The sequence below is a fragment of the Amycolatopsis circi genome (genome assembly GCF_003385235.1).
Taxonomy (GTDB): Bacteria; Actinomycetota; Actinomycetes; order Mycobacteriales; family Pseudonocardiaceae; genus Amycolatopsis; species Amycolatopsis circi.
Genome location: NZ_PQIA01000044.1, coordinates 24,519 through 49,570 on the forward strand (window position 1 = coordinate 24,519; position 25,052 = coordinate 49,570).

Sequence of the window (25,052 nt, forward strand, 5' to 3'; positions counted from 1 at the left end):
CCGCCTCGATCATGGACCCGAGTCCACCCCGGTTCACTCTCCTGCCGCACGCGCGCGGACCGGGCTGGCCCGCCGGATGCCGTACGGCTGCATCCGCGTCTCGGCCCGCCGCACGTCCCAAGCCGCGCCGACCGAGGTGTAGCTGGTGAGTGCCGCGAGGAAAGCCGTGCGCGCCTCGTCGAGACGGCGGTACTCGGCGAGCAGGATCGCGGCGTCCTCGCTGGCGCGCGCGTGCTTGAGCATCCGGCCGGCGGACTCGTAGTGCGTGGCGGCGCCGAGGATCGCGTCCGGATCCGCGGTCACCAGGCCCCGGCAGTGCGCGGTCGCCGCAGTGTGCGACGGCGGTGTGTCGTACCCGCTGGTGTCGCCCATCAGCCGCAGCGCGCGGAACGCGTGCGGCAGGTCGCCGAGCTGCATGGCGAGCCGGGCGAGGTCCGGCAGCCATTGCTGGCGCGCCGCGGGCGGGTAGTTCTGATCGAGCAGCGGCAGCAGCGCGGCGAGGGCGGCGTCCGGCTCGCCTTCCAATTCGGCGAGTTGGGCGCGCGCGGCGAGCAGATAGTCGCCGCCGTTCGGTTCGAGATCGTGCGGGAACTGGTGCCGGGCGGCGGCGTCGAGATGCGCGCGTGCCTCTTCCGGCTCGTCCCGATGACTCGCGATCAACGCGCCGACACCGTGCACCAGCAACGCCGATCCGGGGCTGCGCAACACATACGACGCGGTTTCCGCGCCGCCTCGGATCACCGTGTCGAGTTCGGCGAGGGCCTCGCTCCAGCGGCCGCGCCAGTAGTAATGCACCGCGCCGGCCAGGTGCATTTCGCCGGGCACCGCGCGGGTCGCGGCCAGCCTGCGCGCGGTGCTCAGGTCGGCGTCGTTGTCGAGGCCGTCCAGCACGCCCAATTCGGACAGATCCGGTGCGGCCGCTTGATGGTCGACGGCGAACCGTTCGATGGTCGCGCGCAGGGTTTCGTGCCGCCCGCGCCACATCTCCGGCACCTTAGGATCGGCCAGCGTACGGCGGACTTCCGAGGAGGCTTCGGCGAATTCGCCGCGGCGGTAATAGATGTAGGCGAGGATCCAGCGCATTTCCGCGGCCTGCCTGCTGTCCTTGGTACGCGCGACGACCGACCGCGCCTCCGCCTCCGGTTCCCGGCCGAGCCAGAACAACAGCCGAGCGAGCGTGGCGGTGAGCGGTTCGCGAGCGTCGGCAGGCAGTACAGCCTGCTTGACGACCTGTTTGAGCAGGTCCACCGCGATCCGAGGCGACTGCGCGGCGACCGTGCCGATGTGCTCGACCAGCCAGTTCGCGACCCACGGATCCACCTGCGCGGGCGCGGCGGCCAACTGCTCGGCGACGCGTTCCGCCCCGGCACCCGCTCCGTCGAGCGCCTCGGCCAGTTGCCGGTGCAACGCGACGCGCATCGCGGCCGGCGTCTTTTCGTACAACACGCGGCGCAGCAATGGATGCCGGAACGCGAGCAGATCGCCGGACTCGACCAGCACTCCCGCGGTGAGCGCTTCCTCGACCGCGGCGACGAGCGCGGTCGGCGCGCGTTCGGTGGCGATCGCGATGTCGGCGAGCGAGAATTCCTTGCCCAGCAAGGCCGCCCAGCGCAGCAGGTCGCGCGCGGAGCTGGAAAGGAAGATCAGGTACAGCGTGATCCGCGACCCGAGCGGCGACGGGATCGAGCGGCACGAGGAACCGTCGACGATCGCGTGCGCGCCGTCGAGCAGGATCATCGAATTGGCGAGCAGAGTCTCGACGATTTCCGTGGCGTAGCGCGGATTCCCGGCGGCGTGACTGAGCAGAAGCGAGAGCATCCGGTTCGGTGGCGCACCGGTGAGATCGGCGGAGATCTTCCGGATCTCGTTGTCCGGCAACGGTTCCAGCCGCAGCAGCGAGGTCGTGCCGGACGACAGGTCTGCGGCGAGCGCTTCGAGCGCGGCGGAGCGGGGAAGCGGGCGGCTCGCTCCGACGAGCAGCAGCGGCAGCCGCCGGGTCTCGCGGGAGAGGTGTTGCCACACCTGCAGCGTGGTGTCGTCGGCCCACTGCAGATCGTCGACCACGAGCGCGAGCGGCCCGTCCGCGCAGAGCTTCCGGACCAGCCCGAGAATGCCCTCGACCGGGTCCAGCTCCGGGTTCTCGGCGAGCGCCACCGCGAGTTCCGCACGGCGCAGGTCCGAGGCGCGCGGATGCACGCCGAGCGCGTCCAGCAGCGGACGCAGGGCAAAGCCCTGGTCGAGCGAATCGGCGGCGGCGAACAGCGCGGGGTAGCCGGTTTCGTGGGCCAGCGCGACGGTTTCGGCCAGCAGCGCGGTCCGGCCGATCCCCGGTTCGCCCTTGACCCACACCGAACGGCCGAGGCCGCCGCCGAGACCGGCGACGGCCTCGTTGAGCAGCTGAAGCTCCTTCTCCCGCCCGACAAACGTCGCCGGGCGCGGCGGCAGCACCGGCAACGGGAAGCGCGGGACCTTCGCGACCGGCGCGGGCGTGACCGCCTGGTCGGCGGCCAGCAGCTTTTCGTAAAGCTCCCGCAGCGCTGGACCCGGCTCGGTGCCGGACGCTTCGACTAGCCGCTCGCGCAGCTCGGTATAGACGGTGAGCGCCTCGTGAGGCCGGCCCGCGCGGTCGAGTGCTCGCATGAGCAGACCGTGCAGCGGCTCGCGGAACGGGTGTTCGGCAGCGAGTTCGCCGAGCTGCGTGACGAGCCCGGCGGACTCGCCGGAGTCCATCGCCAGCTCGGCCCGGCGTTCGACAGTCGCCAGCCGGAGTTCCTCCAGCCGCACCCGCTGCGCGGTGGCGTAATGCCCGGACAGGCATTGCAGCGGCGTGCCGTCCCACTCCGCGAGAGCCTCGTCGAGCACGCTCCGCGCCTCGGCCCGGCGTCCTTCGGCGAGCAGCCGGTTGCCGAGATCGCGCAGCGCGCTGAACCGGTGGACGTCGATCTGCTCCGGCTCGACGCAGAGCGAGTAACCGGACCCGGTGGAGGCGATCAGCCGCGATTCGGCGCCTTTGCGGCGGCCCGGTTCGAGGACGCGGCGCAGTCCGGAGATATAGGTGTAGATGCTCCCCTGTGCGCTGGCCGGGGGCGCGTCGCCCCACACTGCGTCGATGAGCACTTCGCGAGAGACCGTGCGGTTCGGGGAGAAGGCGAGCACCGCGAAGACTGTGCGCCGATGAGCGGAACCGAGGTCGAGCTGCCGGTCGCCGAGCCAGGCTCGCACCGGTCCGAGCAGCTGGATTTCCGGCGCCGGGACGCCGCCGGATGCCGACATCGGTCTCCCTTCACGCGCTGACGGATCGTCACACGCCGGATGCCACTGGTGAGCTTACGCCGAAAAGGTGACGTGGCGGGACCGCCCCAGGTTGCTTTTGCCGGTCTTGTCCAGCGAATTGTCCAGTGGACATCGTCGCGGGGAAGGCTCGGCGGTGAACGCCGGGCAAACCGGCGGGGCGGTCCGGCAGGCACACCTGCCGCGACAAAGGGGCATCGGGCCCGCGCTCCGGTTTCCGAACGGGAATCCCTGCGGCAGCCTCGGTTTGGCGCCCGCGCGCTCGAATGCGGCCTGGACGTGCGGACGGTGAGGAGGAGGCGTGGACCCGGTTCCGGCCCCGGCGGGGGCGAGGTTCGCGGCGGCGATCGACGCCGCGAACGCCTGTTTCGGCACGGTGAACAACGAAATGGCGGCCTTGCAGGCGTCGTGGCGCGGCGAAGCGGCGGTCCGGTTCGGCCAGGCGATGAACGATTGGGAGCAGCAGTTCGATCGCATTCTCGGCAGTCTGGCAGATCTCGTGGACGCGGCGCGCGCTACCGCCGCGACCGCGGCCGCAAAGTGCTCAAATGAGCGCTCGCGGTGCGCCGACCGTCCATGAGTGGTGATCCCGGCTTCGAGCAGGCCGCCGAGGTGCTGTCCCGGATCCGCCGGACGACCGGCGACCTCGGCGCGGTGCTCGCCGAGCTGGAGTCCACAGTGGAGCCCGAGGTGGCCGGCTGGTCGGCGGAGGCGCGGGCCCGCTACCGGGAGGCCAAACGGGAGTGGTCCACCGCGCTGGACCTGATGCCCGAATGCCTCGACCGGGCGGCGCGAGCGTTCCGCGAGATCTCCGCGGAGGAGCCGAAAAGAGGTCGCTGAACTGCGAAAACGCTGGTTTTCTTCACCGGTCTTCACGAGCGCGGCAGAAAACGTGAAGTCTCGCCCGACACACTGCGTCCAGGCAATGTGGAGGGGGTAGTCGTGAAGCTGGTCAAGGTCGCAGTGCTCGCCTCGGACCCGATCACCCGGGCCGGAGCCGCGAGCCTGCTGGGTTCGCGCCCGGAGCTGGTCCTGCTCGGCCAGGACGCGGCGAGCCAGGCGGACGTGGTCCTCGTGATGGAGGAGCACGTCACCGACCGGGTGCTGTCGCAGGTGCGGGACCTCGGCAGGCAGTCCGAGCAGCTGACCGGACCGCATCTGGTGATCGTCGTCGACCATTTCCGCGAGAGTGACCTGATGACGGCCGTCGAATGCGGCGTCGTCGCGATCCTGCCGCGCCGCGAAACCGGCGGCGGCGAACTGGTCGCGGCAGTGCTGGCCGCTGGGGACGGCACGGCGACGCTGCCGCCGCGGCTGCAGGGCGCGCTGCTCGCACAGGTCCAGCGGATGCGCCGCGACGTGCTGGAACCGAACGGCCTCACGCTGTCCGGCCTGGCCTCGCGCGAATGCGACGTGCTCCGATTGGTCGCCGAGGGCTACGGGACCGAGGAGATCGCGACGAAGCTCTGTTATTCGGAGCGGACGGTCAAGAACGTGCTCTATGGCCTGATGACCCGGTGCGGTCTGAACAACCGGGCCCACGCCGTGGCCTATGCCCTGCGCGCCGGCGCGATCTAATGTTCTGCTCATGGCGCAGACGGCGGTAGAGATCGCTCGCGGAGTGCGGGCAGGGGAGCTGGACCCGGTCCAGGTGACCGAGGACGCACTCGCCCGGATCGCGGCAGCGGACGGCGTCGTCGGCGCTTTCCGCCGCGTGCGCTTTGCCGAGGCACGAGCCGAAGCCGCCGAAGTCGCGGCCCGCCCGGACTTGGCTTCGCTGCCACTAGCTGGCGTCCCAGTCGCGGTCAAGGACGTCACCGAGGTCACCGGCGAGTACCTGGGCTGGGGCTCGGAAGCAGGCCCCCGCACCCTGGCCGACGCCGACGGCCTGATCGCCACCCGCCTGCGCGCGGCCGGTGCGGTAATTGTCGGCCTGACCCGCGTGCCGGAGCTGTGCATCTTCCCGACCAGCGACGACCCCGACGGCATCGCCCGCAACCCCCGCAACCCGTCCTTCACCGCAGGCGGCTCCTCCGGCGGCAGCGCCGCCGCGGTAGCCGCGGGCCTGGTCCCCATCGCGCACGGCACCGATGGCTTGGGTTCCATCCGCCTGCCCGCTGGAATGTGCGGAATCGTCGGCCTGAAACCGGGCCGCGACGTGGTCCGCGAAGAGACCCCAGGCTGGTTCGGCCTCTCCACCCACGGCCCGCTGGCCACCACGGCCGCCGACGCCGCTCTCCTGATGTCCGTCCTGGCCGACCGCCCGGAATGGGCCACGCTCGCGACTCCGGTTTCGCAACGAATCGCGACCTCCACCCAGGTCCCGTTCACCCGAGCCCCCTTGCCCCGCGCCCTGCGCGCCGCCGTCGACCAAGCCGCGGCTCTCCTGCGCTCCTCCGGCCACCAGGTGGTCTCCGCGACCCCGGCCTACCCGCTCCGCGCCCTAGGCGGCCTGGTCGCCCGCTGGTTCGCTGGCCCAGCCGAGCAGGTTGCAGGCACGTTCGACCTCTCGCGCCTGCAACCCCGAACCCGCGTGCATGTCCGCCTAGGCCGCCTGACGTCGCGCCTGGTCAACGACCGAGCCCGCGACGAATGGCAAGCGATCGCCGCGCAGTTCTTCGAGTCTCACGACGTGCTGGTGACGCCCACTTTGGCGACGCTGCCGCTGAAAGCCCGCCGCTGGCACCGAGAATCCTGGCTGGCCAACGCGGTCCCGTCGTCGAGGGTGGCGTCCTTCACCGGCCCGTGGAACCTGGCCGGATACCCGGCGCTGTCGGTCCCGGTGGCCCGGCATCCCGTCCACGACCTGGCGATGTGCGTGCAGTTGGTCGCTCGCCCCGGCGGGGAGCCGTTGCTGCTGGGCTTGGCGGCGGAGCTGGAGTCGGCGAACCCTTGGCCGCGGACGGTCTAGCTCGCGCCGGTATGCCGTGAAGGACTCCTTGCGGGAATCCAAGTCCGTGAAGGGGCCCCTCACGGACTGGTGCGGGCAATGCCAGGGACTTAAGGCGGCGCTGTGGGTGCGGTTTGAAGTGTGCCTGTGCTGGTCGTGGGGGTTGGCGAGGCGGGCACGGGGTTTGCTGTTCGTGAGGGGAACCCTGAGGGACTCAGAGTCCCTCAGGGTTCCCCTCACGGACGCGCGGAAGCGGCTAAGTGGGCATAGTTCGGGCATTTCGGCGGAAGTGACGTCCTTTGTGGACGGTAGGTAGGCTGAGGCCACGCCGCTTAAGTCCCTGGCATTGACAGTTGAAGTCCGTGAGGGGAACCCCGAGGGAATCAGAGTCCGTGAAGGTGGCCCCCACGGCCTTGGCCACAGAACCGAGCGGCGGCTCCGGTTGCCTGCTCGCTGCTCGGAGTGGGCCGCACAGTCGCCGGTCGAGCCGTCGGCGGATGCGCTGCGCGCCGACGTGCTCTTTTCGAGCTGCGCGTGGAAGGCCTGCTCTTATGGCTGCGGCTGGTGCCCGCCGCGAGCCGCTTCCGGACCGACGGGCTAACTGCTTGCGGCGGTTCGGCAAGCCTGCCGATGTGCTTTTTTCCGGGCCGTATGCGGGAGGCCCGCTCCGATGGCCACAGTAGATACCCGCCGAACTGTGTCTGGGTCGGCGGGTTCGCTGCGAACCGCGGGTCAAGCGGTGTGCTCTTTCCGGGGCCGTATGCGGAACGCCTGTTCCGATAGCTGCAGCAGGTGCCCGCCGAACCGTGTCCGGGTCGACGGGCTCCCGCAAACCACGGTCAAGCTGTTGGCGGCCGAGGCGTCCCGGCCCGCGAACCGTGGCTCAGCTGCTCGGCTTGCCCGCCGTCTGCGGCTGGGACTTCGCGCCGTTCCCCGTCGAGCCGTTTCCGGTCTTCGCGCCGTTGCCAGCCGCGCTTTCCGCCGCCCCGCCGTTTCCGGACCCGCCGTTCGCCGACGAGCCGTTCCCCGCCGGAGTCTTCGCGGCAGAACCATTCCCAGCCTTCGCCTTGGGCGACGGAGACGGAGCAGCAGCCTTCGACTCAACCGGCGCGGGCGACGGGTCCGGCTTGGCCGGGTCGTCCCCGCCGACGAGCTTCGAGGCAGACGGCAGCACCGATTCCGACGGCAGCGCCGTCAGCAAACCTTCGCTGCGGCCGAGCACCTCGTCCGCCAGCGCCAGGTTCTTGCGGGCCTGTTCGCGGATCTCCGCGAGCCGCTCGACCTTCCGCGTCGCCGCGGTGGTGCGCTGGGCCGCCTGCGTGGTCGCCTCGTCGAGACGGCGCTTGGCCTCTGCCGTCGCCTCCTCGACGCGGCGGGTCGCCTCCGCGGTGGCTTCCGAGATCCGGCGCTCGGCCTGGTTCTTGCTGGCCGTGCGCTGGTCGGTGATCATCTTTTCGTGCGCGGTGCGCTCGGCGGTGATCTTCGCGTCGAAATCGCGCTCGATCTTGCGGCGCTTGCGCTCGGCTTCGTTGTCGAGGAGTTCCCGGCGCTGTGCCGCCTCGACCGTCAGCCGCTGCACTTCGGCGCGGGTTTCCTTCAGCGCGGCCTCGTGCTCCGAGTGCAGCGCTTCGGCCTGCTTGTCCAGCTCCTCGACCAGGCGGTGGTACCGCTCGCGCAGCTTCGTGGACGCCTCGGTCGACGACGCCCAGTGCTTCTCGGCCGCCACCTGCGCGCGCTTGGTGATCTCCTCGGCACGCGCGTGCGCGAGCGTGACGGTGCGCTGCATCCGCTCGTCCAGGTCCTCGAGACGCTCCGGCGGCTTCAGCAGCTCCTCGACCCGGGACTGCAGCTTCGACACCTCTCCGCGCGCCGCCTCGAGTTCGCGCGACAGCGTGGCGACCTGCGCGGCCGTCGCGTCGCGGTCGGTGATCAGCCGGTGCAGCTGACCTTCGAGGTGGTCGAGGTACTGCCGCACCTCGGTGCGGTCGAAGCCGCGCCAGGCTTCGGTGTATTCGCGCCGCAGCGGGAGGAGGCCGTTGTCTCGCTCGGGAACCATGTCCACGACCGTACCCGCGCACCTGGCGTGCGTGCCGCCAGGAGTGGTGAATCACCGCCCCGGGTCGATTCTCCGCGGCGATCTCGCCTGAACGGCCTCACCCGCCGCGCGAAGCCGTCACTACCAGTGGAACCCGCGCGACAGCCGGGCCAATGCCATCGCCGCGCGGGACAGGTGTTTGTCGCCGCGCCCGATCTTCAGTTTCCCGCTGCCGCCCGCCGCCGCGGAGTCCGGGAAAATCCGGAAACCCTGGTACGCGATCGCGTCGGTGAGCCCCGGCGCGAGCGTGTAGGTCAGCCCGATCGCCTGGCCGGCCGGGGTGCCGATGTGCTTCGGCCGCCGCACCAGCGCTTTCAGCACCATGTCCGCCGCCTGTTCCGGCGATTTCGTGGGGAACGCGTCGTAGATCTTCGTCGGCCGGATCATCGGCGTGCGCACGAGCGGCATGTGGATGGTGGTGAAGGTGATCCCGTCGCCGTGCGTTTCGGTCGCCGCTATCCGGGAGAAGTAGTCCAGCGCGGCCTTCGACGCGGCATAGGCGGAAAAGCGCGGCGCGATTCCCTGCACGCCGATCGAGGAAACGTTCACGATGTGCCCGAATTTGCGCTCCGACATGTGCGGGAGGACCGCCAGGATCAGCCGCACCGCGCCGAAGTAGTTGATCGCCATCGCGCGCTCGTAGTCGTGCATCCGGTCGTACGACAGCTTGATCGACCGCCGGATCGACCGGCCGGCGTTGTTCACGAGCATGTCGATCCGGCCGTGTTCGGACAGCATCGCGTCCACGGCCTTGCGCACCGAATCCTCGTCGGTGAGGTCCGCCGGGTACACCGACGCGGTGCCGCCCGCCGCGATGATCTCGTCCCGCACTTCTTCCAGTTCGTGCTGCCGGCGCGCGACCAGCAGCGGAACCCCGCCCGCCGCGGCGACCTTCAGCGCGGTGGCCCGTCCGATGCCCGACGACGCGCCGGTGATGATCACCCGGCGGCCGTCCAGTTCGCCGCGCGGACCGTGCTTGCGCGCGCGGAACGGGTCGAGGTGTTCGCGCCAGTAGCGCCACAGCGTCGGGGCGTACTCCTCGAGCCGGGGCACCTCGACGCCGCTGCCGGCCAGCGCCTTCCGGGTTTCCGCGGAGGCGAACACCGCCGGGAACGCCATCGTTTCCAGCAGCACCGGCGGAATGCCGAGCCGCTCCAGCACCGCGTCGCGGGCGATGGTGAACCCGGGAATGTGCTCGCTGAGCTTGACCAGCCCCACGATTCCCTTCGACACCTTGTCGCCGAGCTGCACGGTGATCGTCGGCGCTCCGGCGGCGCGGGCGAACGCGTTGTAGACCGACACCACCGGCTGCGGTTCGGGGTTCACGAGGTGGAAGGCGCGGCCGTCGAGACCCGGCGTGGTGACCAGTTCCAGCAGGGCTTTCGCGACGTAGTCCACCGGAACCACGTTGGTGTCGCCCAGATCCGGGCCGGCGGACGGGATGTCGGGCAGCCCGGCGAGCCTGCTGATCGCTGGGAAGAGGTAGTACGGGCCGTCGATCTTGTCCATCTCGCCGGTCTGCGAATCGCCGACCACGACCGCGGGCCGGTACACCCGCCACGGCACCTCGTGCTGTTCCCGGACGAGCTTCTCGGCCTCGAATTTGGTGCGGTGGTACGGCGTGATCAGCCGCTGGCCGACGTCGAACATGTCCTCGGTGAACAGTCCTTCGTGGTCTCCGGCGACGGCGACCGACGAGACGTGGTGCAGGCAGCCGGCGTTCAGGTCCGCGGCGAGGTCGAGGACGTTCTGCGTACCGTCCACATTGGCCCGGATGCTCGTTTCGTCGTCGGCGGTGAGGTCGTAGAGCGCGGCGAGGTGGACGACGTGGTCGACGCCGCGCAGCGCCTCCCGGTCCGCTTCGGACACCCCCATCAGCGGTTCGCCGAGGTCGCCGGTCACGAGCGTCACGCGGTCCGGATGCGGCCACGCGTCGACGAGCGCGGCCAGCTTCTCCCTCGACGACGCGCGCACCACGAGCGCGACCCGTTCCACGTCCGGCCGGGTGAGCAGCTGCCGGGTGACCTGGCGTCCGATCAACCCGGTCGCGCCTGTCACCAAGAACGTCGCCATCTCCATCACCCTCCGCCGTGCCGCCGCCTGAACCCATGGGCATTCTGCTGCATGGACGCCGCGCTGACCACAACGCGACAGGGTGAGGTTACTCGCAAGTAACTTAGCGTCGGCACGGGGTTCCGCAGGTGGCGGCGGATTTCCGCGAGCGACGGGCTGGCCAAAAACTGCGCGAATGGACCCCTCGCGCGGTTTCAGCGGACAATGCCAGGGACTTAAGGCGGCGCTGTGGGTGCGGTTCGAAGCGTGCCTGTCCTGGTCGTGGGGTTGGCGAGGCCGGCACGGGGTTCGCTGTCCGTGAGGGGAACCCTGAGGGACTCTGAGTCCCTCAGGGTTCCCCTCACGGACAGGCGGAAGCGGCTAAGTGGGCATAGTTCGGGCATTTCGGCGGAAGTGGTGGCCTTTGCGGACGGTAGGTAGGCGTGAGGCCACGCCGCTTGAGTCCCTGGCATTGGTTTCAGCGGGGCGCGAGGGGACCCCTCACGCCGGGTCCGCGATCACCACGCGGTTCTCCTCGTACCCGTCGCTCCCGCCGATCCAGCGTCCGCCGCAGGTCACCAGGACCACCCGATGCGGCCCGGCCTGCCCGAAGAGGTCGTCGGCGCGGCTCGGCAGATCGTTCTTGTGCACGGTGACCAGCTGGGAGATCCGGTACTGGCGCGTCTTGCCCGCGCGGTCCACGATCGTCACCACGCCGCCGATGCGCTCGTTCCACAGCTCCGAAAAGGGGCCGGTCGCGCCGCGCCAGTTCACGTGGCCCGCGAACACGCTCGCGCCGCTGACTGCCTCCAGATCCGCGCCCCACCAAGCCGCCTGGCCGATGTCCGCCGGCACCGGAAGCGTGTTGCCCGGCCCGAGGTCCTGGCGCACCATCGCCGCGGTCCCGCCGCCAGGCAGCCGGATCGTGCCCGGTGCCTGCGGTCCCGGTTCCGGAGCCTGCCGATGCTCCGCGGGTGCGGCAGGCGGCGGTGCTGCCGCCGAACTGCTGGGCGGTGCCGCCGAACTGCTCGACGGCGGCGGCGCGGGCGCCAATTGCTGCGGGGAAGCGGCCGGAACGGCGGCGGTGGCCGGGGACGCGCTCCCGGCCACCACCGTCGTCGGCGGCGAACTGATCACGACCGTCGCGAGTTCCACTGCCAGCACGCTTGCCGCGCCGAGCACGAACCCGCCGATCAGCCGTCCTTTTCCGTTCATTGCCCTTGCTGCTTTCGATTACCGCCGGGCCGACCGCCGAGCGGCGAACCCGACCAGCGCCGAACCGACGAGTACCAGTGCCGCGAGACCCGCGATGCCGCCCGTGGAGAAACTCGTCTCGACAGTGCCCTTCGCCATCGTCACCGGCAGATCGCCGGCCGGAATCGCGTGCGGCACTTCGTTCGGCGTGTTCGCCACAGTCAGTGCGAGTGTGCCGCCCGGCGTCAGCGATCCGCACGCGGCGGGCGGATTGTTCGGGTCGAACGCGTTGGTGTAGCCCGGCGGCGCGTTCACCTCGACCACGCAAACCTCCTGCGGGGCCAGCAGATTCTCGACGGTCGCCGTCCCGTTGTCCCCGCTGGTGGTCACCACGGCGGGTTGCCCGTCGGGCCCGGTGAGCGGCTTGCCGTCCTGGCTGGTGGCCGCGCTCTTGCGGTCCTTGCCGGTGACCCGCAGCGTCGCCCCGCCGATGCCCTTGCCGGTCTTGGCGTCGGTCTTGGTGACCTGCACCTTGCCCGGCTTCGCTACGGCTACGACGCCTTGCGCGGTCAGTTGCTGTTCACCGCCGGTGCCGACGACGCTCTGGATTCCGTCCTTGGTGTCGACCGGGGTCTGGACAGTCGGCTTGTCCGCGGGCGCGGACAGGGACGCGACGAGCTTCGGCTGGTCGCCGGTGGGAGTGACCTTCGCCGTGACCGTGCCGTTCGCATCGGTCTTGATCGTCGTGTCCTTCTCCGCGGCCTGGGGCGCGGAGTTGCCCGACGAAGAGTCTGAAGCCTTCTCGGCGTCGGCCTGCTTGTCCGCTTGGCCGATAGTCCCGTCGGTGGCGGTCAGCTTCACCGGAACGTCCGGGATGCCCTTGCCCTGGGAGTTCTTCACCGTGACTGTCCAGGCCGCGGGCTGGCCGATGTGCTGATCGCCCTTCGGCGCGGTGACCGAGGCCGTCCACGGGCCGCGGTTCGCTGCGGCCTCGGCCTTCATCTTGGCCACGTCCTTGGCGGCTTCCGCGGTGAGGAGCTTGAAGTATTTGTCCTCGGGATAGGCAGCTTTGTTCGGGGGCGTGCCGAAGTCCGTGTCGCCGGGCGTCTTCGTCGGGGCGGTCCACGAGTGCAGCAGGTGGGCCAGCGCGGCGGCCTCGTCGTCGTTCGTGGTGTTGCCGTAACGCAACAGCAGGTACGAGATGTTGCCTGCGACGTCGGGCTTCAGCGGATCGCCCCACTTCGTCAACAGATCTTGACCTGGTTGGTACTGCTCATCGCTGTCCGGTGCCTTCAGGTGGAAGCTGACGCAGAACACGTCCTTGCCGCCCACCTTGTACGAGCCAAGCCAATCCTCGTACGTGACGCCGTCGGCCTCTTTGTGCTTGATCGTTTGGCCGTGGCCGGTGGTGGCGGCCGCGGCAGCCGGAGTAGTCCCTAATGCGGTTACGGAGAGTGCGCCGAGCAGTGCGGTCGCGACCAGCCCGGTGGCCGCGCGCCAGCGAGCGCGCGGGCGTGAGATCCACCCCATGGTGTGTTGGCTCCTTCGACGTGCCCGCCGACGCCTGAGCGGCGTCTTCGCAGTTCACCTGATCGAACAAACTCCCCGACGCGCGTTCGGTCACTTCCCGGACACGCGATGTGAAGGTTCGCGGGTCAGCATGGGGGTTGTCTAGAGACCATCGGGTGACCTGCGGTGAACGGTCGTGACCTTCATCGCCTACGGTGGCCGTAACGGGGGTCGCCCCACCCGTGCGGGTGACGAGTAAAATCGGCTTTACCCGAACGGGAACCAGCGAGCCGCCGCGGTCGTTGAACCCGATGCAAGGTGCCATAAAGTCCAGGAGGACAGGTGCGTTCCAGCAGCAACCCGGCGTTCCGCAATCTCCCGCGCGGCGCGGCCGCGACCGGGCAGTACGGGCCGAACGTCGGCTTCGACCAGCCCTACGGCCAGCCGCAGGGCCAAGGCGGCGTCCCGGGTTACGGCCCGGGGCAGATGGGCACCGCCTCCGCCGACCGTCCGATGACGGTCGACGACGTCGTCGTCAAGACCGGCATGTCGCTCGGCGTCGCGCTCGTCATCGGCGTCCTCACCGCGATCTGGGCGCAGTCCCAGCTCGTGCGCGATTCGCTCGGCAGGCTCTCGCCGAGCGGGCCGCTCCTCGGCGCGCTGATCGGCGGGCTCGTGGTGGGCCTCGTCGTGTCGCTGGTGATCATCTTCAAGCAGAAGCCGAGCGGCCCGCTCACGCTCGTCTACTCCGGTGCCGAGGGCCTGTTCCTCGGTGCGCTCAGCGGCCTGTTCGAGGTGTTCCTGCCGGGCATCGCCCTGCAGGCGCTCATCGGCACCGCGGGCGTCTTCGTCGCGATGCTGGTCGTCTACAAGACCGGCGCGGTGAAGGTCACGCCGAAGCTCACCAAGTGGATCGTCGGCGCGATCGCCGGTGCCGCGATCCTCATGCTGGTCAACCTGGTCACCGCGGTGTTCTTCGGCTTCAACCCGCTGCGCGACGGCAGCCCGCTGTCCATCTTGTTCAGCCTGGTGGTCATCGGCATCGCCGCGTTCAGCTTCCTGCTCGACTTCGACCAGGCCGACAAGATGATCCGCGCCGGCATGCCGTCGAAGTGGGCCTGGTACGCCGCGTTCGGCCTGATGACCACGCTGGTGTGGCTGTACCTCGAGATCCTGCGTCTGCTGTCTTACCTGCGCGACTAGCTGTCGCCGCAGGTTTCCGGGAAGGGGCGCTCCGCGATACGCGGAGCGCCTTTTCTGGTTTTCTGCCTCGAACCTCTGCGAGCCCTCGCGGCCGTCGTGTTGGATGTGCCCGGTCGGAATCTTTCTTTCGGGTTTGCGAGGTATCACGTGAGCGTCCCCCCGTACGGGCACGGACCGCAGCCGGGCTACGGCCAGAACGGGCCGTCGCCGTTCCAGCAGCACCACGGCCCGGGCGGGATGCCGCCGCAACAGAGTCCGAAGCGTAACTTCCCGACCAAGACCGTCGTGCTGGTCGCCGTCGCGGTGGTGGTCGTGGCGGCGGGGGTCGTCATCGGGTTCTTCACGTTCGGCAACTCGACCAGCAACACCCACGCGAGCGACTGCATGCACATCGAGAAGTCCGGCTCGACCACGACGACGAAAACGATCGACTGCGCCGACCCCGGAGCGAACGTCAAGGTCGCGGTCGTCCGCGCGAACCGGAGCGGAACCTGCCCGCGCGGCGACTACTACCGCTACACCACCGGCGGCAAGAACCGCCGCGTGCTCTGTCTCGTTCCCAATGTGCGGCAAGGGGATTGCCTCTCCGGGCTCCAGACCGCCACGACGACCTACCAGAAGGTCGCGTGCACGGACCCGCAGAAGAACGCGGAGATCGTCAAGCTGGTGACCGGCACGAAGGATCGTTCGGCGTGCGAGGGCAGCGGTTCGACCGCCGTCCGCTGGTACTCCGATCCGGAAGAAGTCATCTGCATCAAGAGCTGACCGGGGCGGTACAAAGGGGCCGTCCGGACGTCCGGTTTCGGCCGTTCGTCGCACTCCGTGGGACAGGCTGCGTGCGGTCGCCGCGCGGACCTAACGTGGACCGCCGCCCGCCGCCGGGCGGCCCCGTTGATCCCCGACACCCCCAGGAGACGTGGTGGCGACCACCGATTCCCCTGTCGACGAGCGAAAACTGCTCGATTTCCCGACCTCCTGCGAGGCTCCGGCTCCGAAACCGGAGGAGCCGGTCAAGGTCGTCCCGCTGGCCGTCGCCGCGGTGCTCGCGGTCGGGCTGACGGCGTACGTCTGGGCCGCGCACGGCGCGAAGTTCGGGGTTCTGCTCGTGCTGGGGCTGCTGCTCGGCCTCGCCCTTTTCCACTCCCGCTTCGGTTTCACGTCCGCCTGGCGGCAGCTGATCGCCGTCGGCAACGGCCAAGGCCTCCGTGCGCACACTCTCCTGCTCGGCACGGCCGCGACACTCGTCGCCCTCATCTGCGGCACCGGCGCGGGTCTCTTCGGCAGCAAACCGCTGCCGGTGGCGAACGTCGGGCCGATCGGGCTGGCGTTGTTCGTCGGAGCCACGCTTTTCGCGATCGGCATGCAACTCGGCGGTGCGTGCGCGTCCGGGACCCTGTTCGCGGTCGGTGCCGGGCAGTCGACGATCGTGCTGACTCTCGGCGGTTTCATCACCGGATCGGTCATCTACACGTGGGGCTACCCGCTTTTCACCGGCTGGCCGCAGGTTTCCGGATTCCTGCTGTCGGATCACGTCGGCTGGTTCGGCTCGTGGGCGATCACGATCGCGGTCCTCGTCGCGATCGTGATCGGTACCCGGGTGGTGCAGAAACGCCGCGTGCCGCCGCCGGTCGACACCGTGCCGACCGCGCACGGGTTCGCCCGGATCTTCCGCGGCTCGTGGCCGGTCCTCGTCGGCGCGGTGGTGCTCGGCGTGCTGGCCGGCGCGGTCTACCTGGTTTCCGGCGGGATCTGGGGCGTCACGAGCGCGTTCAGCTTGTGGGGCGCGAAAATTCTCCAGGTGTTCGGACTGCACCCGGAGCAGTGGGAGTTCTGGCAGTTGAAGGCCAACGCGACGTCGCTGTCCAAGCCGATCTGGCAGGACAAGACGAGCCTCACCGACATCGGGATCATGATCGGCGCGTTCGTCGCCGCGGCTGCCGCGGGCGCGTGGAAGATCCACAGCTCGATCCCGTGGCGCACCGCCGTCGCCGCGGTTCTCGGCGGAATCCTGATGGGCATCGGCGCGCGACTGGCGAACGGCTGCAACATCGGCGCGTACCTCGGCGGCATTTCCGTCGGCAGTCTGCACGGCTGGCTGTGGGGCGCGTTCGCGCTTTTCGGGACCTGGATCGGGCTGAAACTGCGGCCATTGTTCGGTTTGGGCAACCCCGTGCGCACGGACAGTATCTGCTGACCCTCGTGGGGGCTTTTCGCAGGTCATCGTGACTGCGCGAAAAGCCCCCACGTATTTCTTCCGCCAGCGAAAAAGGCTGTGGCACCGCTTGCCGCTCGGCTAGTCTGGAGCGCGCGCAAGGGGGAACCGCTGTCGTATTGTCGCGTCGCGGGCTTGCGCTTCACCACTAACAGATGGGGTTCCGCATGTCCGCACCCGCGACTCCGGCCGCGCCGGATGCCGGTGACAAACTTGACCGGGGAGTGCTGAAGGTCGCTTCCGTGGTGGTGCTCGGCGCCATTATGGCGATCCTCGACACCACCGTGGTCAACGTCGCGCTTCAGAAACTCACCATCCAGTTCACCACGTCCTTCGACACCATCCAGTGGGTCGCGACCGGCTACATGCTGGCGCTGGCGACGGTCATCCCGGTCACCGGCTGGGCGTCCGACCGGTTCGGCACGAAACGGCTGTACCTGCTCGCGATCGGCACCTTCCTGCTCGGCTCGATGCTGGCCGGGCTCGCCTGGAACGTCGAATCGCTGATCGCGTTCCGCGTCGTGCAGGGCCTCGGCGGCGGCATGCTGATGCCCGCGGGCATGACGATCCTGACCCGTGCGGCCGGTCCGCAGCGGATCGGCCGGGTGATGGCCGTGCTGGGCGTGCCGATGCTGCTCGGCCCGATCTGCGGCCCGATCCTCGGCGGCTGGCTGGTCGACTCGGTGAGCTGGCGCTGGATCTTCTACATCAACGTCCCGATCGGACTGATCGCCTTCGTGCTCGCGCTGCGGCTGCTCCCGAAGGACAACCCGGAGGCAGGCAACCGGTTCGACTTCCTCGGCATGCTGATGGTGTCGCCGGGCCTGGCCGCGCTGATCTTCGGGGTCTCGCGGATCCCGTCGACCGGCACCGTCGCCGACCTCGAGGTGTGGCTGCCCGCGCTGGCCGGGATCGTGCTGCTGGTCGCGTTCGTGCTGCGGGCGCGGACCATGGAGCATCCGCTGATCGACCTGAAGCTGTTCCGCAACAGGTCGTTCTCGGTCGCGATGATCACGATGGCGGTGTTCTGCGTCGGGTTCTTCGGCGCGATGCTGTTGCTGCCCACGTATTTCGTGCTGGTGCGCGGGGAGAGCGCGCTGAACGCCGGTCTTCTGCTGGCCCCGCAGGGCCTGGGCGCGATGCTGGCGATGCCGGTCACCGGACGGCTGGCGGACAAGATCGCGCCGCGCCGGATCGTGGTGCCCGGGCTGGTCCTGATCGCACTGGGCATGGTGGTGTTCACGCAGGTCAGCGCCACCACGCCGTACTGGCAGCTGCTGGCCGCGCTGTTCGTGATGGGCATTGGTATGGGCTGCACGATGATGCCGATCACCTCGGCCGCACTGCAGACGTTGCAGTCCAAGGACATGGCGAAGGCTTCGACCGCGACGAACATCCTGCAGCAGACCGCGGGCGCGATCGGGTCCGCGGTGATGTCGATCATCCTGGCGGCGCTGCTCGCCGGGAAGTTCGGCGTCCCGACGAGCCAGGGCCAGCTGGTCGCCACCGCGGCGACGATGAACCCGGCCACGCACGACGCCGCGGCCGGTCTCGCGGGCGAGTCGTTCGCGACGACGTTCCTGTGGGGCACGGTCCTGCTGGCGCTGTGCCTGGTGCCCGCGTTCTTCCTGCCGAAGAAGCGCGTGGTGCCCGCGGCGACGGAGTCCGACGAGGCCGCTCCTCCGGTGCTGATGCACTGACGCTTCACCTGAGGAAAGGGCCGTCCGCGTTGCGCTCGCGGACGGCCCTTTCTCGTTGCTGCGGTCCGTGAGGGGAACCCTGAGGGACTCAGATTCCCTCAGGGTTCCCCTCACGGACTATCGCAGGAACGGAGCCACGCTGGCGTTCAGGAAAGCCGCTCCAGAACCATCGCCATGCCCTGTCCGCCGCCGACGCACATCGTCTCGAGGCCGAACTGCTTGTCGTGGTGCTGCAGGGAGTTGATCAGCGTCGAGGTGATCCGCGCGCCGGTCATGCCGAACGGGTGGCCGACCGCGATCGCGCCGCCGTTGACGTTCAGCCGGTCCAGGTCGATGCCAAGGTCGCGGTAGGAGGGAATCACCTGTGCGGCGAACGCCTCGTTGATCTCGACGAGGTCGATGTCCGAAATGGACAGTCCGGCGCGGGACAGCGCCTGCTTCGACGCCTCGACCGGGCCGTAGCCCATGATCTCCGGCGACAGCCCGGTGACGCCGGTCGACACGACGCGCGCCAGCGGCGTCAGGCCCAGCTCGCGCGCCTTCGTGTCGGACATGATCACGACAGCCGCCGCGCCGTCGTTGAGCGGGCAGCAGTTGCCCGCGGTGATCCGGCCGTCGGGGCGGAAGACCGGCTTCAGTCCGGACACGCCTTCGAGCGTCACGCCCGCGCGCGGCCCGTCGTCCTTCGACACGACGGTGCCGTCCGGCAGCGTGACCGGCGTGATGTCCTTGGCCCAGAAGCCGTCCGCGATGGCCTTCTCGGCGAGGTTCTGCGACCGCACGCCGAACTCGTCCATCTCCTCGCGCGTGACGCCCTTGAGCCGCGCGAGGTTCTCCGCGGTCTGCCCCATCGCGATGTAGACGTCCGGGAGCTGCCCGTTCTCGCGCGGGTCCTGCCAGCTGTCCGCACCGGACTCGGCGGTGGCCTTGGTGCGCGCCTCGGCGTCGGCGAACAGCGGGTTGTGCGTGTCCGGCCAGGAGTCGGAGCTGCCCTTGGCGAACCGCGACACGGCCTCGACGCCGGCCGAGATGAAGACGTCGCCCTCGCCCGCCTTGATCGCGTGCAGCGCCATCCGGGTGGTCTGCAAGCTGGAGGAGCAGTACCGGGTGATCGTGCAGCCGGGCAGGTGGTCGTAGCCGAGTTCGACGGCCACCGCGCGGCCCATGTTGAAACCGGACTCGCCGCCGGGCAGGCCGCAGCCGAGCATCAGGTCGTCGATGTCGGCCGGGTCCAGCTGGGGCACCTTGTCCAGCGCCGCGCGCACCATCTGCACGGCCAGGTCGTCGGGGCGCATCCCGACCAGCGAGCCCTTCCCGGCGCGGCCGATCGGGGAGCGGGCGGTGGAGACGATGACGGCTTCGGGCATGACAGACACATCCTCGGGTCGGCGGCGCTAAGCGGTTGCTCACCATCTTGCCGCGTCCGGCGTCCGATCGAAAGCCGAAGGCGACATGCACCACCTTGCGCCCGTGGGAGGATTTCCGCCGTGACAGAGCGCAACCGGGTGTTGTCCACGCGGACGATCGCGTGGTGGGGGACCGGCATCGTGCTGCTCGCGGCGGTCGCGGCGGCGCTGCTGCTGTGGCTGCTCGGCGGCGGCACCCCGGCGGATTCGTCGCGGCTCGACGCGCTGCGCACGGCCTCGAGCATCGTCGTCGGGACCGGCGGCGCGGCCGCGCTCCTGCTCGCCGCGCGGCGGCAGCGGTCCGCGGAACTGGATCTGGAACAGAAGGACCACGACGCGACCCAGCGCCGGATCACCGACATGTACGGCAAGGCCGCCGACCAGCTCGGCAGCGACAAGGCCCCGGTCCGGCTGGCCGGGCTGTACGCGCTCGAACGGCTTGCCCAGAGCCACGCGGACCAGCGGCAGACCATCGTCAACGTGCTCTGCGCGTACCTGCGGATGCCGTTGGACGGCACCGACGAAGAGGTGCAGGTGCGCAAGGCCGCGCAGCGGATCCTGATGCTGCACCTGCGTCCGGGCGGCGGCGACGAGCCGACCGGGTCGTACTGGCCGGACATCGACCTCGACTTCTCCGGCGCCCGGCTCGTCGAGCTGACTCTCACCTACTGCCGGATCCGTTCCATCGTCTGTCACAAAACGACGTTCACCGAAGAATCTACGTTTTGTTACACCGAATTCCGCACCAAAGCCGATTTCACTGAGGCGGTGTTCGAGAAACGCGCGGACTTCCGCGGCGTCGCCATCGGCGGCGAACGCGACGCATTCCGCGGCGCGAAGTTCGAACAGCACGCGGAATTCGCCGGGGACGCGGAAGTCCGGCTGGCCGGAGCCCTCGCGAAACCCGGCTACCGCCGCGGCTGGCCCGCCGGATGGACGGAGGAACCCGGCGACGACGGCTGGCTCCGCGTGGTCCCGCGCTAGCCGGTCCGGCACCCGGCTGTTTAGGCTGGTCGCGTGGAGTACGCAGAACACATCGTGGACCTCGTGGGCAACACCCCGCTGGTCAAGCTGAATTCGCTTACGCGGGGGCTCAAGCCGCTCGTGCTCGCCAAGGTCGAGTACGTCAACCCGGGCGGCAGCGTGAAGGACCGGATCGCGCTGCGGATGATCGAGGCCGCCGAGGCCTCCGGAGAGCTGCGGCCCGGCGGCACGATCGTGGAGCCCACCTCGGGCAACACCGGGGTCGGGCTCGCCATGGTCGCCCAGCGCAAGGGCTACCAGTGCGTGTTCGTCTGCCCGGACAAGGTGAGCGAGGACAAGCGCAACGTGCTGCGCGCGTACGGTGCCCGCGTCGTCGTGTGCCCCACCGCGGTCGCGCCCGAGCACCCCGACTCGTACTACAACGTGTCCGACCGGCTCGTCCGCGAGATCGAGGGCGCCTGGAAGCCCAACCAGTACGCCAACCCGGAGAACCCGGCCAGCCACTACCACTCCACCGGCCCGGAGATCTGGAAGCAGACCGACGGGAAGATCACGCACTTCGTCGCGGGCGTCGGCACCGGCGGCACGATCTCCGGCACCGGTCAGTTCCTGAAGGAGGTCAGCGACGGCCGCGTCCAGGTCGTCGGGGCTGATCCGGAGGGCTCGGTGTACTCCGGCGGCAGCGGACGGCCGTACCTGGTCGAGGGCGTCGGCGAGGACTTCTGGCCGGAGACCTACGACCGGAACGTCGCGGACCAGATCATCCCGATCAGCGACGCGCATTCCTTCGAGACCACGCGCCGGCTCGCGACGGAAGAAGGCCTGCTCGTCGGCGGTTCGTGCGGGATGGCCGTGGCCGCCGCGCTGAAGCTGGCCGAGAACCTGACCGAGGACGACGTCGTGGTCGTGCTGCTGCCCGACGGCGGCCGCGGCTACCTCACCAAGGTTTTCAACGACGCCTGGATGTCGTCCTACGGCTTCCTCCCGCCGGATTCCTCCGGCGCGACGGTCGGCGACGTGCTCACCCGCAAGTCCGGCGCGCTGCCCAGCCTCGTGCACTCGCATCCGAACGAGACGGTCGCCGAAGCGGTGGCCATCCTGTCGGAATTCGGCGTGAGCCAGATGCCCGTCGTCAGCGCCGAACCGCCGGTCATGGCCGCCGAGGTGGTCGGCGCGGTCAACGAGCGCGACCTGCTCGACGCGCTGTTCACCGGCAAGGCCCAGCTCGCCGACCGGCTGGAGACGCACATGTCGCCGCCGCTGCCGACGATCGGGGCCGGCGAACAGGTGAGCGCCGCGATGAAGGCGCTCGAAGGGGCCGACGGCGCTCTGGTGCTGATCGACGGCAAGCCGGCGGGCGTCGTCACCAGGCACGATTTGCTCGCGTTCCTCGCGGGCCGATAGCTCCAACCTCGCGGCTGCCGGCCGGGGCGTCTGCGCGCGTCCTGGCCGGGCATCCGATAGCGTTACGGCCGAATAGAACTTTTTCGCGTCCTCGTCAAGGGGGTTCAAGACCCACATGAGTGCTCCGCAGCCACCGAACCAGCCCTGGGACGGCGGACAGCAGCCGCCGCAGGGCCCTTCGAGTGGTCCTACACCGCAGCAGGACAGTCCCTTCGGCGCGTCGGAGCCGACCCAGGTGGTCCAGCCGGGCCAGCCGCAGCAGCCTTCCCACGGGGGCGGCGCGTTCGGCGACACCCCGGAACCGACGCAGGTCGTGCAGCCGGGACAGCCGGCCGACGCGAACGCCACCCAGGTGGTCAACCCCGTGAGCGCCGAGGGCAACGCCGAGTCGACGCAGCTGGTTCCGCCGAGCCAGCAGCCGCAGAACATCCCGTACGCCCCGCCGCCGAGCGCCGCGGACAACCCGGCCGCGGTCGCCGGGTTCGGCGCCCCGCAGGGCTTCGGGCAGCCGGGCCAGCCCGGGCAGCCGGGTCAGCCGCCGCAGGGCTTCGGCCAGCCGGGCGGGTACGACCAGGGCGGCTTCGGCGGCCCGCCGCAGGGCGCGTTCGGCCAGCCCGGACAGCCGGGTCAGCCGGGCTTCGGCCAGCCCGCCCCGTTCGGCGCGTCCCCCGCGGCGTCCTCTTCGGGCGGCGGCAACGCGCTGTACGGCTACATCGCCGGCGGCGTCGTCGCGTTGCTCGGCCTGATCTCGCTGATCGTCGCGTTCAGCTACATGAGCGACACCAGCGACTACTCGACGATGTACAACAGCTCGAGCCGCTACCAGAAGCTGTTCGACGAGGCCGGTCTCGCCTCGCCGGGCACGCTCTGGTTCTACGTGATCATGATCCTGGTCGGCGCGGTCATCGCGCTGGCGGGCGGCGTCGCGCTGGCGCTCGCCTCCCGCGCGGCCGTGATGCGCAAGCTCGCTCCGATCGGCGTGCTCGTCGGCGGCGTGCTGTTGCTGCTGTTCTCGATCCTGGCGAAGACCGGGACCTCGGTCAGCAGTTCCTTCGTCGACAAGTACGGCGGCAGCGGATCGAGCGCGACGAGCGGCGGCGGCATGCTGACGCTGATCCTCGGCATCATCATCCTGATCGTCGGCGTGGTCGCGATCATCCCGGCCACCTCGCAGTACGTCGGCCTCGGTTCGTCCTCGGGCAACGCGGGCGGCCCCGGCGGTCCCGGCGGACCGCAGCAGCCGGGCGGTTTCGGCGGCGGACAGCCGGGCTACGGCCAGCCGCAGGGCGGCGGCTTCCCGCCTCCCGGCGGACCCAACCCGGCCAGCGGGGGCTTCCCGCAGCCGGGCGGGCAGAACCCGGGCAGCGGCGCGAACCCGCAGCCGGGCTTCGGGCAGCAGCCGCCTCCCGGCTACGGCCAGCAGCCGGGCTACGGCCAGCCGGGACAGCAGCCGGGCTACGGCCAGCCGCCGCAGCAGCCGGGCGGTTTCGGCCAGCCGGGCCAGTACCCGCCGCCGGGCGGGCAGCAGCCGCCTCCGGGCTACGGCCAGCCGGGACAGCAGCAGCCGCCGCAGTGGTGAGCCGCTGAATTTCCGCGAAGGGCGCCTCCGTCTCCCGACGGCGGCGCCCTTCGTCGTTTCCGGTCCGTTCTTCGCCGGATTCGCGGAAAGGTGGTGGGCTTTTCCCGGCCGTTCCGGCAGCCGGGGGAATTGCACCGCCCATGCGCTCTCGCCGGTCCCCAACCGCGCATTTCCGGGCTAGGGTGAGCGCCGTCCGAATCGCCTTCCCAGCCCGAGGGGGACCTCCTGTGAGCGGCCTGCACGGACTTCCGGCACGGCAGCGGGAACGGGAATCCTCCGCGGCGGATCCGGCGCCGTACCGGCCGAACGGGAGCACCGCGATCGCCGCCGGGCTGTTCGGTCTCGTCGCCGCCGCGACGTCCGGCTACCTTCCGGCACGGCTGTTCCTCGACATTCCTTCCGGCTTCAGCCTCGGCGATCTTTCCCCGCTGACGCTCGCCGACCTCGCCGCGTACCTGGGCGCTTCTCTGGTGTTGCTGCTCGGTGCGATCGCGACCTTTTTCCGTGCGACAGCAGGAGCGGTACTGCTGATCGCGGGCGCGTTGCTCGCTCTCGGCGCACTTCTGCTGGAGCCTGCGCTGGGCGGTTCCCCGGCTTACGCCGAGTACTTCCGGACGCTGGTGCGGTTCGAGAATTTCGCCGCGCTAGACCGCGTAGCACTGGCGGCCGCGGTGCTGCTGGCACTCGTGCTGGCGGGCTTGCCGCGAACCTTCGGCTACCTGCGTCATCGCGCACCCGCCGTGCCTGCTTCGTCACCGTCGCGACAATGGTAAATCCGCCCCGAAAACCGGGTGGGCCTGGCACGATACAGGCATTCCACTCGCCGTCCGGCGGGAACAGATACACCGAGGACTCCCCGTGACCTACCCCCAGAACCCGCAGGGCCAGCCCCAGCAGCCGCAGAGCGGCCCGATTCCCGGCCAGCCCTACCCGGCGAGCCAGCCGACGCCGGCGCAGCCGTACCCGGGCGCGCCGCAGCAGCCGTTCGCTCCGCCTGCCGCGGGCCAGCCGTACCCGGCTTACCCGGGCGGCCCTGGCGTGTACCAGCAGAAACCGAACGGCGCGACCGCGATCATCGCCGGGATCCTCGCGATCCTCGGCGGCATTTTCGCGATCATCGGGGTCATCGCCTCGGTCGTGGTGATCTCGAACGTCCACGAGACGCCCTGGCAGTTCTACCTGACGCTGGTCGTCGACGCGGTGCTCGTCGGCCTGCTGTTCTACGGCGGGATCGGCCTGTTCCTGCACAAGGCGTCCGCGCGGCTGTGCACGATCATCGGCTGCGGGCTGACGATCGCGCTCGGGATCGTGTCGGCTGTCGTCTTCTCCGCCGCGACGTCGGGTCTCCACAGCTCCAGCAGCAGCGCGCAGATCCTGGGCGCGGGCATCGGCGGTGCCCTGCTCGGGCTGATCCCGCCGGTCGCGACCCTGGTGCTGGCGATCGTGAAGCCGACCGCCGACTGGGTCAACTACCGTCCGGGCGCGCCCGCTCAGCAGGGCGCGTACCCGCCGCCGCAGAGCTGGTGACCGCGG

Annotated in this window: 19 protein-coding genes; 13 read left to right on the plus strand and 6 right to left on the minus strand. The window is 70.0% G+C overall.

Annotated elements, in window-relative coordinates; all coding sequences use genetic code 11:
* Positions 1–33 precede the first annotated feature (33 nt).
* Positions 34–3,273 (minus strand): ATP-binding protein, encoded by a 3,240-nt coding sequence (locus D0D37_RS20310; protein ID WP_116202137.1) that lies wholly within the window; start codon positions 3,271–3,273, stop codon positions 34–36.
* 319 nt (positions 3,274–3,592) lie between these two features.
* Between D0D37_RS20310 and D0D37_RS20315 the strand changes: the two genes are divergently transcribed.
* The 4 genes from D0D37_RS20315 (at position 3,593) to D0D37_RS20330 (ending at position 6,202) form a co-directional block, all read left to right on the plus strand.
* The gene (locus tag D0D37_RS20315; protein ID WP_116202138.1) at positions 3,593–3,871 is read left to right on the plus strand and encodes a WXG100 family type VII secretion target; all 279 of its coding nucleotides are present in this window, start codon (positions 3,593–3,595) and stop codon (positions 3,869–3,871) included.
* Positions 3,868–4,131 (plus strand): WXG100 family type VII secretion target, encoded by a 264-nt coding sequence (locus tag D0D37_RS20320; RefSeq protein ID WP_162834344.1) that lies wholly within the window; start codon positions 3,868–3,870, stop codon positions 4,129–4,131. Before D0D37_RS20315 ends, D0D37_RS20320 begins: the two co-directional genes overlap by 4 nt.
* 102 nt (positions 4,132–4,233) lie before the next feature.
* Positions 4,234–4,869 (plus strand): response regulator transcription factor, encoded by a 636-nt coding sequence (locus tag D0D37_RS20325; RefSeq protein ID WP_037816759.1) that lies wholly within the window; start codon positions 4,234–4,236, stop codon positions 4,867–4,869.
* A gap of 10 nt (positions 4,870–4,879) precedes the next feature.
* Complete coding sequence (locus D0D37_RS20330) at positions 4,880–6,202, plus strand: amidase family protein (RefSeq protein ID WP_116202140.1); 1,323 nt, start codon at positions 4,880–4,882, stop codon at positions 6,200–6,202.
* Positions 6,203–7,064: 862 nt separating this feature from the next.
* Here D0D37_RS20330 and D0D37_RS20335 read toward each other — a convergent pair.
* The 4 genes from D0D37_RS20335 to D0D37_RS20350 form a co-directional block, all read right to left on the minus strand.
* On the minus strand, positions 7,065–8,237 hold the full coding sequence (locus D0D37_RS20335) for a coiled-coil domain-containing protein (protein WP_116202162.1): 1,173 nt from the start codon (positions 8,235–8,237) through the stop codon (positions 7,065–7,067).
* A gap of 120 nt (positions 8,238–8,357) precedes the next feature.
* Positions 8,358–10,349: an SDR family oxidoreductase gene (locus D0D37_RS20340; RefSeq protein WP_116202163.1), complete on the minus strand. Its 1,992-nt coding sequence runs from the start codon at positions 10,347–10,349 to the stop codon at positions 8,358–8,360.
* A gap of 480 nt (positions 10,350–10,829) precedes the next feature.
* Positions 10,830–11,543: a class F sortase gene (locus tag D0D37_RS20345; protein WP_116202141.1), complete on the minus strand. Its 714-nt coding sequence runs from the start codon at positions 11,541–11,543 to the stop codon at positions 10,830–10,832.
* Positions 11,544–11,561: 18 nt separating this feature from the next.
* Complete coding sequence (locus tag D0D37_RS20350; protein ID WP_116202142.1) at positions 11,562–13,052, minus strand: MSCRAMM family protein; 1,491 nt, start codon at positions 13,050–13,052, stop codon at positions 11,562–11,564.
* A gap of 321 nt (positions 13,053–13,373) precedes the next feature.
* Between D0D37_RS20350 and D0D37_RS20355 the strand changes: the two genes are divergently transcribed.
* The 4 genes from D0D37_RS20355 (at position 13,374) to D0D37_RS20370 (ending at position 18,146) form a co-directional block, all read left to right on the plus strand.
* Entirely contained in the window at positions 13,374–14,234 is an 861-nt protein-coding gene (locus D0D37_RS20355) for a Bax inhibitor-1/YccA family protein (protein ID WP_116202143.1), read from the plus strand.
* 147 nt (positions 14,235–14,381) lie between these two features.
* The gene (locus D0D37_RS20360; RefSeq protein ID WP_208720057.1) at positions 14,382–14,999 is read left to right on the plus strand and encodes an LppU/SCO3897 family protein; all 618 of its coding nucleotides are present in this window, start codon (positions 14,382–14,384) and stop codon (positions 14,997–14,999) included.
* 151 nt (positions 15,000–15,150) lie between these two features.
* Positions 15,151–16,428, plus strand: coding sequence for a YeeE/YedE family protein (locus D0D37_RS20365; protein ID WP_425266958.1), 1,278 nt, complete (start codon positions 15,151–15,153; stop codon positions 16,426–16,428).
* Positions 16,429–16,613: 185 nt separating this feature from the next.
* Entirely contained in the window at positions 16,614–18,146 is a 1,533-nt protein-coding gene (locus D0D37_RS20370) for a DHA2 family efflux MFS transporter permease subunit (protein ID WP_116202146.1), read from the plus strand.
* A 146-nt stretch (positions 18,147–18,292) separates the two neighbouring features.
* Here the strand turns inward: D0D37_RS20370 and D0D37_RS20375 are convergent, their stop codons facing one another.
* Entirely contained in the window at positions 18,293–19,513 is a 1,221-nt protein-coding gene (locus D0D37_RS20375) for an acetyl-CoA C-acetyltransferase (RefSeq protein ID WP_043828073.1), read from the minus strand.
* Positions 19,514–19,633: 120 nt separating this feature from the next.
* Here D0D37_RS20375 and D0D37_RS20380 point away from each other — a divergent pair, with 120 nt between their 5' ends.
* From D0D37_RS20380 to D0D37_RS20400, 5 genes are all read left to right on the plus strand, one after another.
* Positions 19,634–20,536 (plus strand): pentapeptide repeat-containing protein, encoded by a 903-nt coding sequence (locus D0D37_RS20380; protein ID WP_116202147.1) that lies wholly within the window; start codon positions 19,634–19,636, stop codon positions 20,534–20,536.
* A gap of 33 nt (positions 20,537–20,569) precedes the next feature.
* Complete coding sequence (locus D0D37_RS20385) at positions 20,570–21,940, plus strand: cystathionine beta-synthase (RefSeq protein WP_116202148.1); 1,371 nt, start codon at positions 20,570–20,572, stop codon at positions 21,938–21,940.
* Between the two features lie 235 nt (positions 21,941–22,175).
* On the plus strand, positions 22,176–23,519 hold the full coding sequence (locus D0D37_RS20390; protein WP_162834345.1) for a hypothetical protein: 1,344 nt from the start codon (positions 22,176–22,178) through the stop codon (positions 23,517–23,519).
* A 227-nt stretch (positions 23,520–23,746) separates the two neighbouring features.
* The gene (locus D0D37_RS20395) at positions 23,747–24,292 is read left to right on the plus strand and encodes a hypothetical protein (protein WP_244223587.1); all 546 of its coding nucleotides are present in this window, start codon (positions 23,747–23,749) and stop codon (positions 24,290–24,292) included.
* A gap of 85 nt (positions 24,293–24,377) precedes the next feature.
* Entirely contained in the window at positions 24,378–25,046 is a 669-nt protein-coding gene (locus tag D0D37_RS20400; RefSeq protein WP_116202150.1) for a hypothetical protein, read from the plus strand.
* Positions 25,047–25,052: the final 6 nt, after the last annotated feature.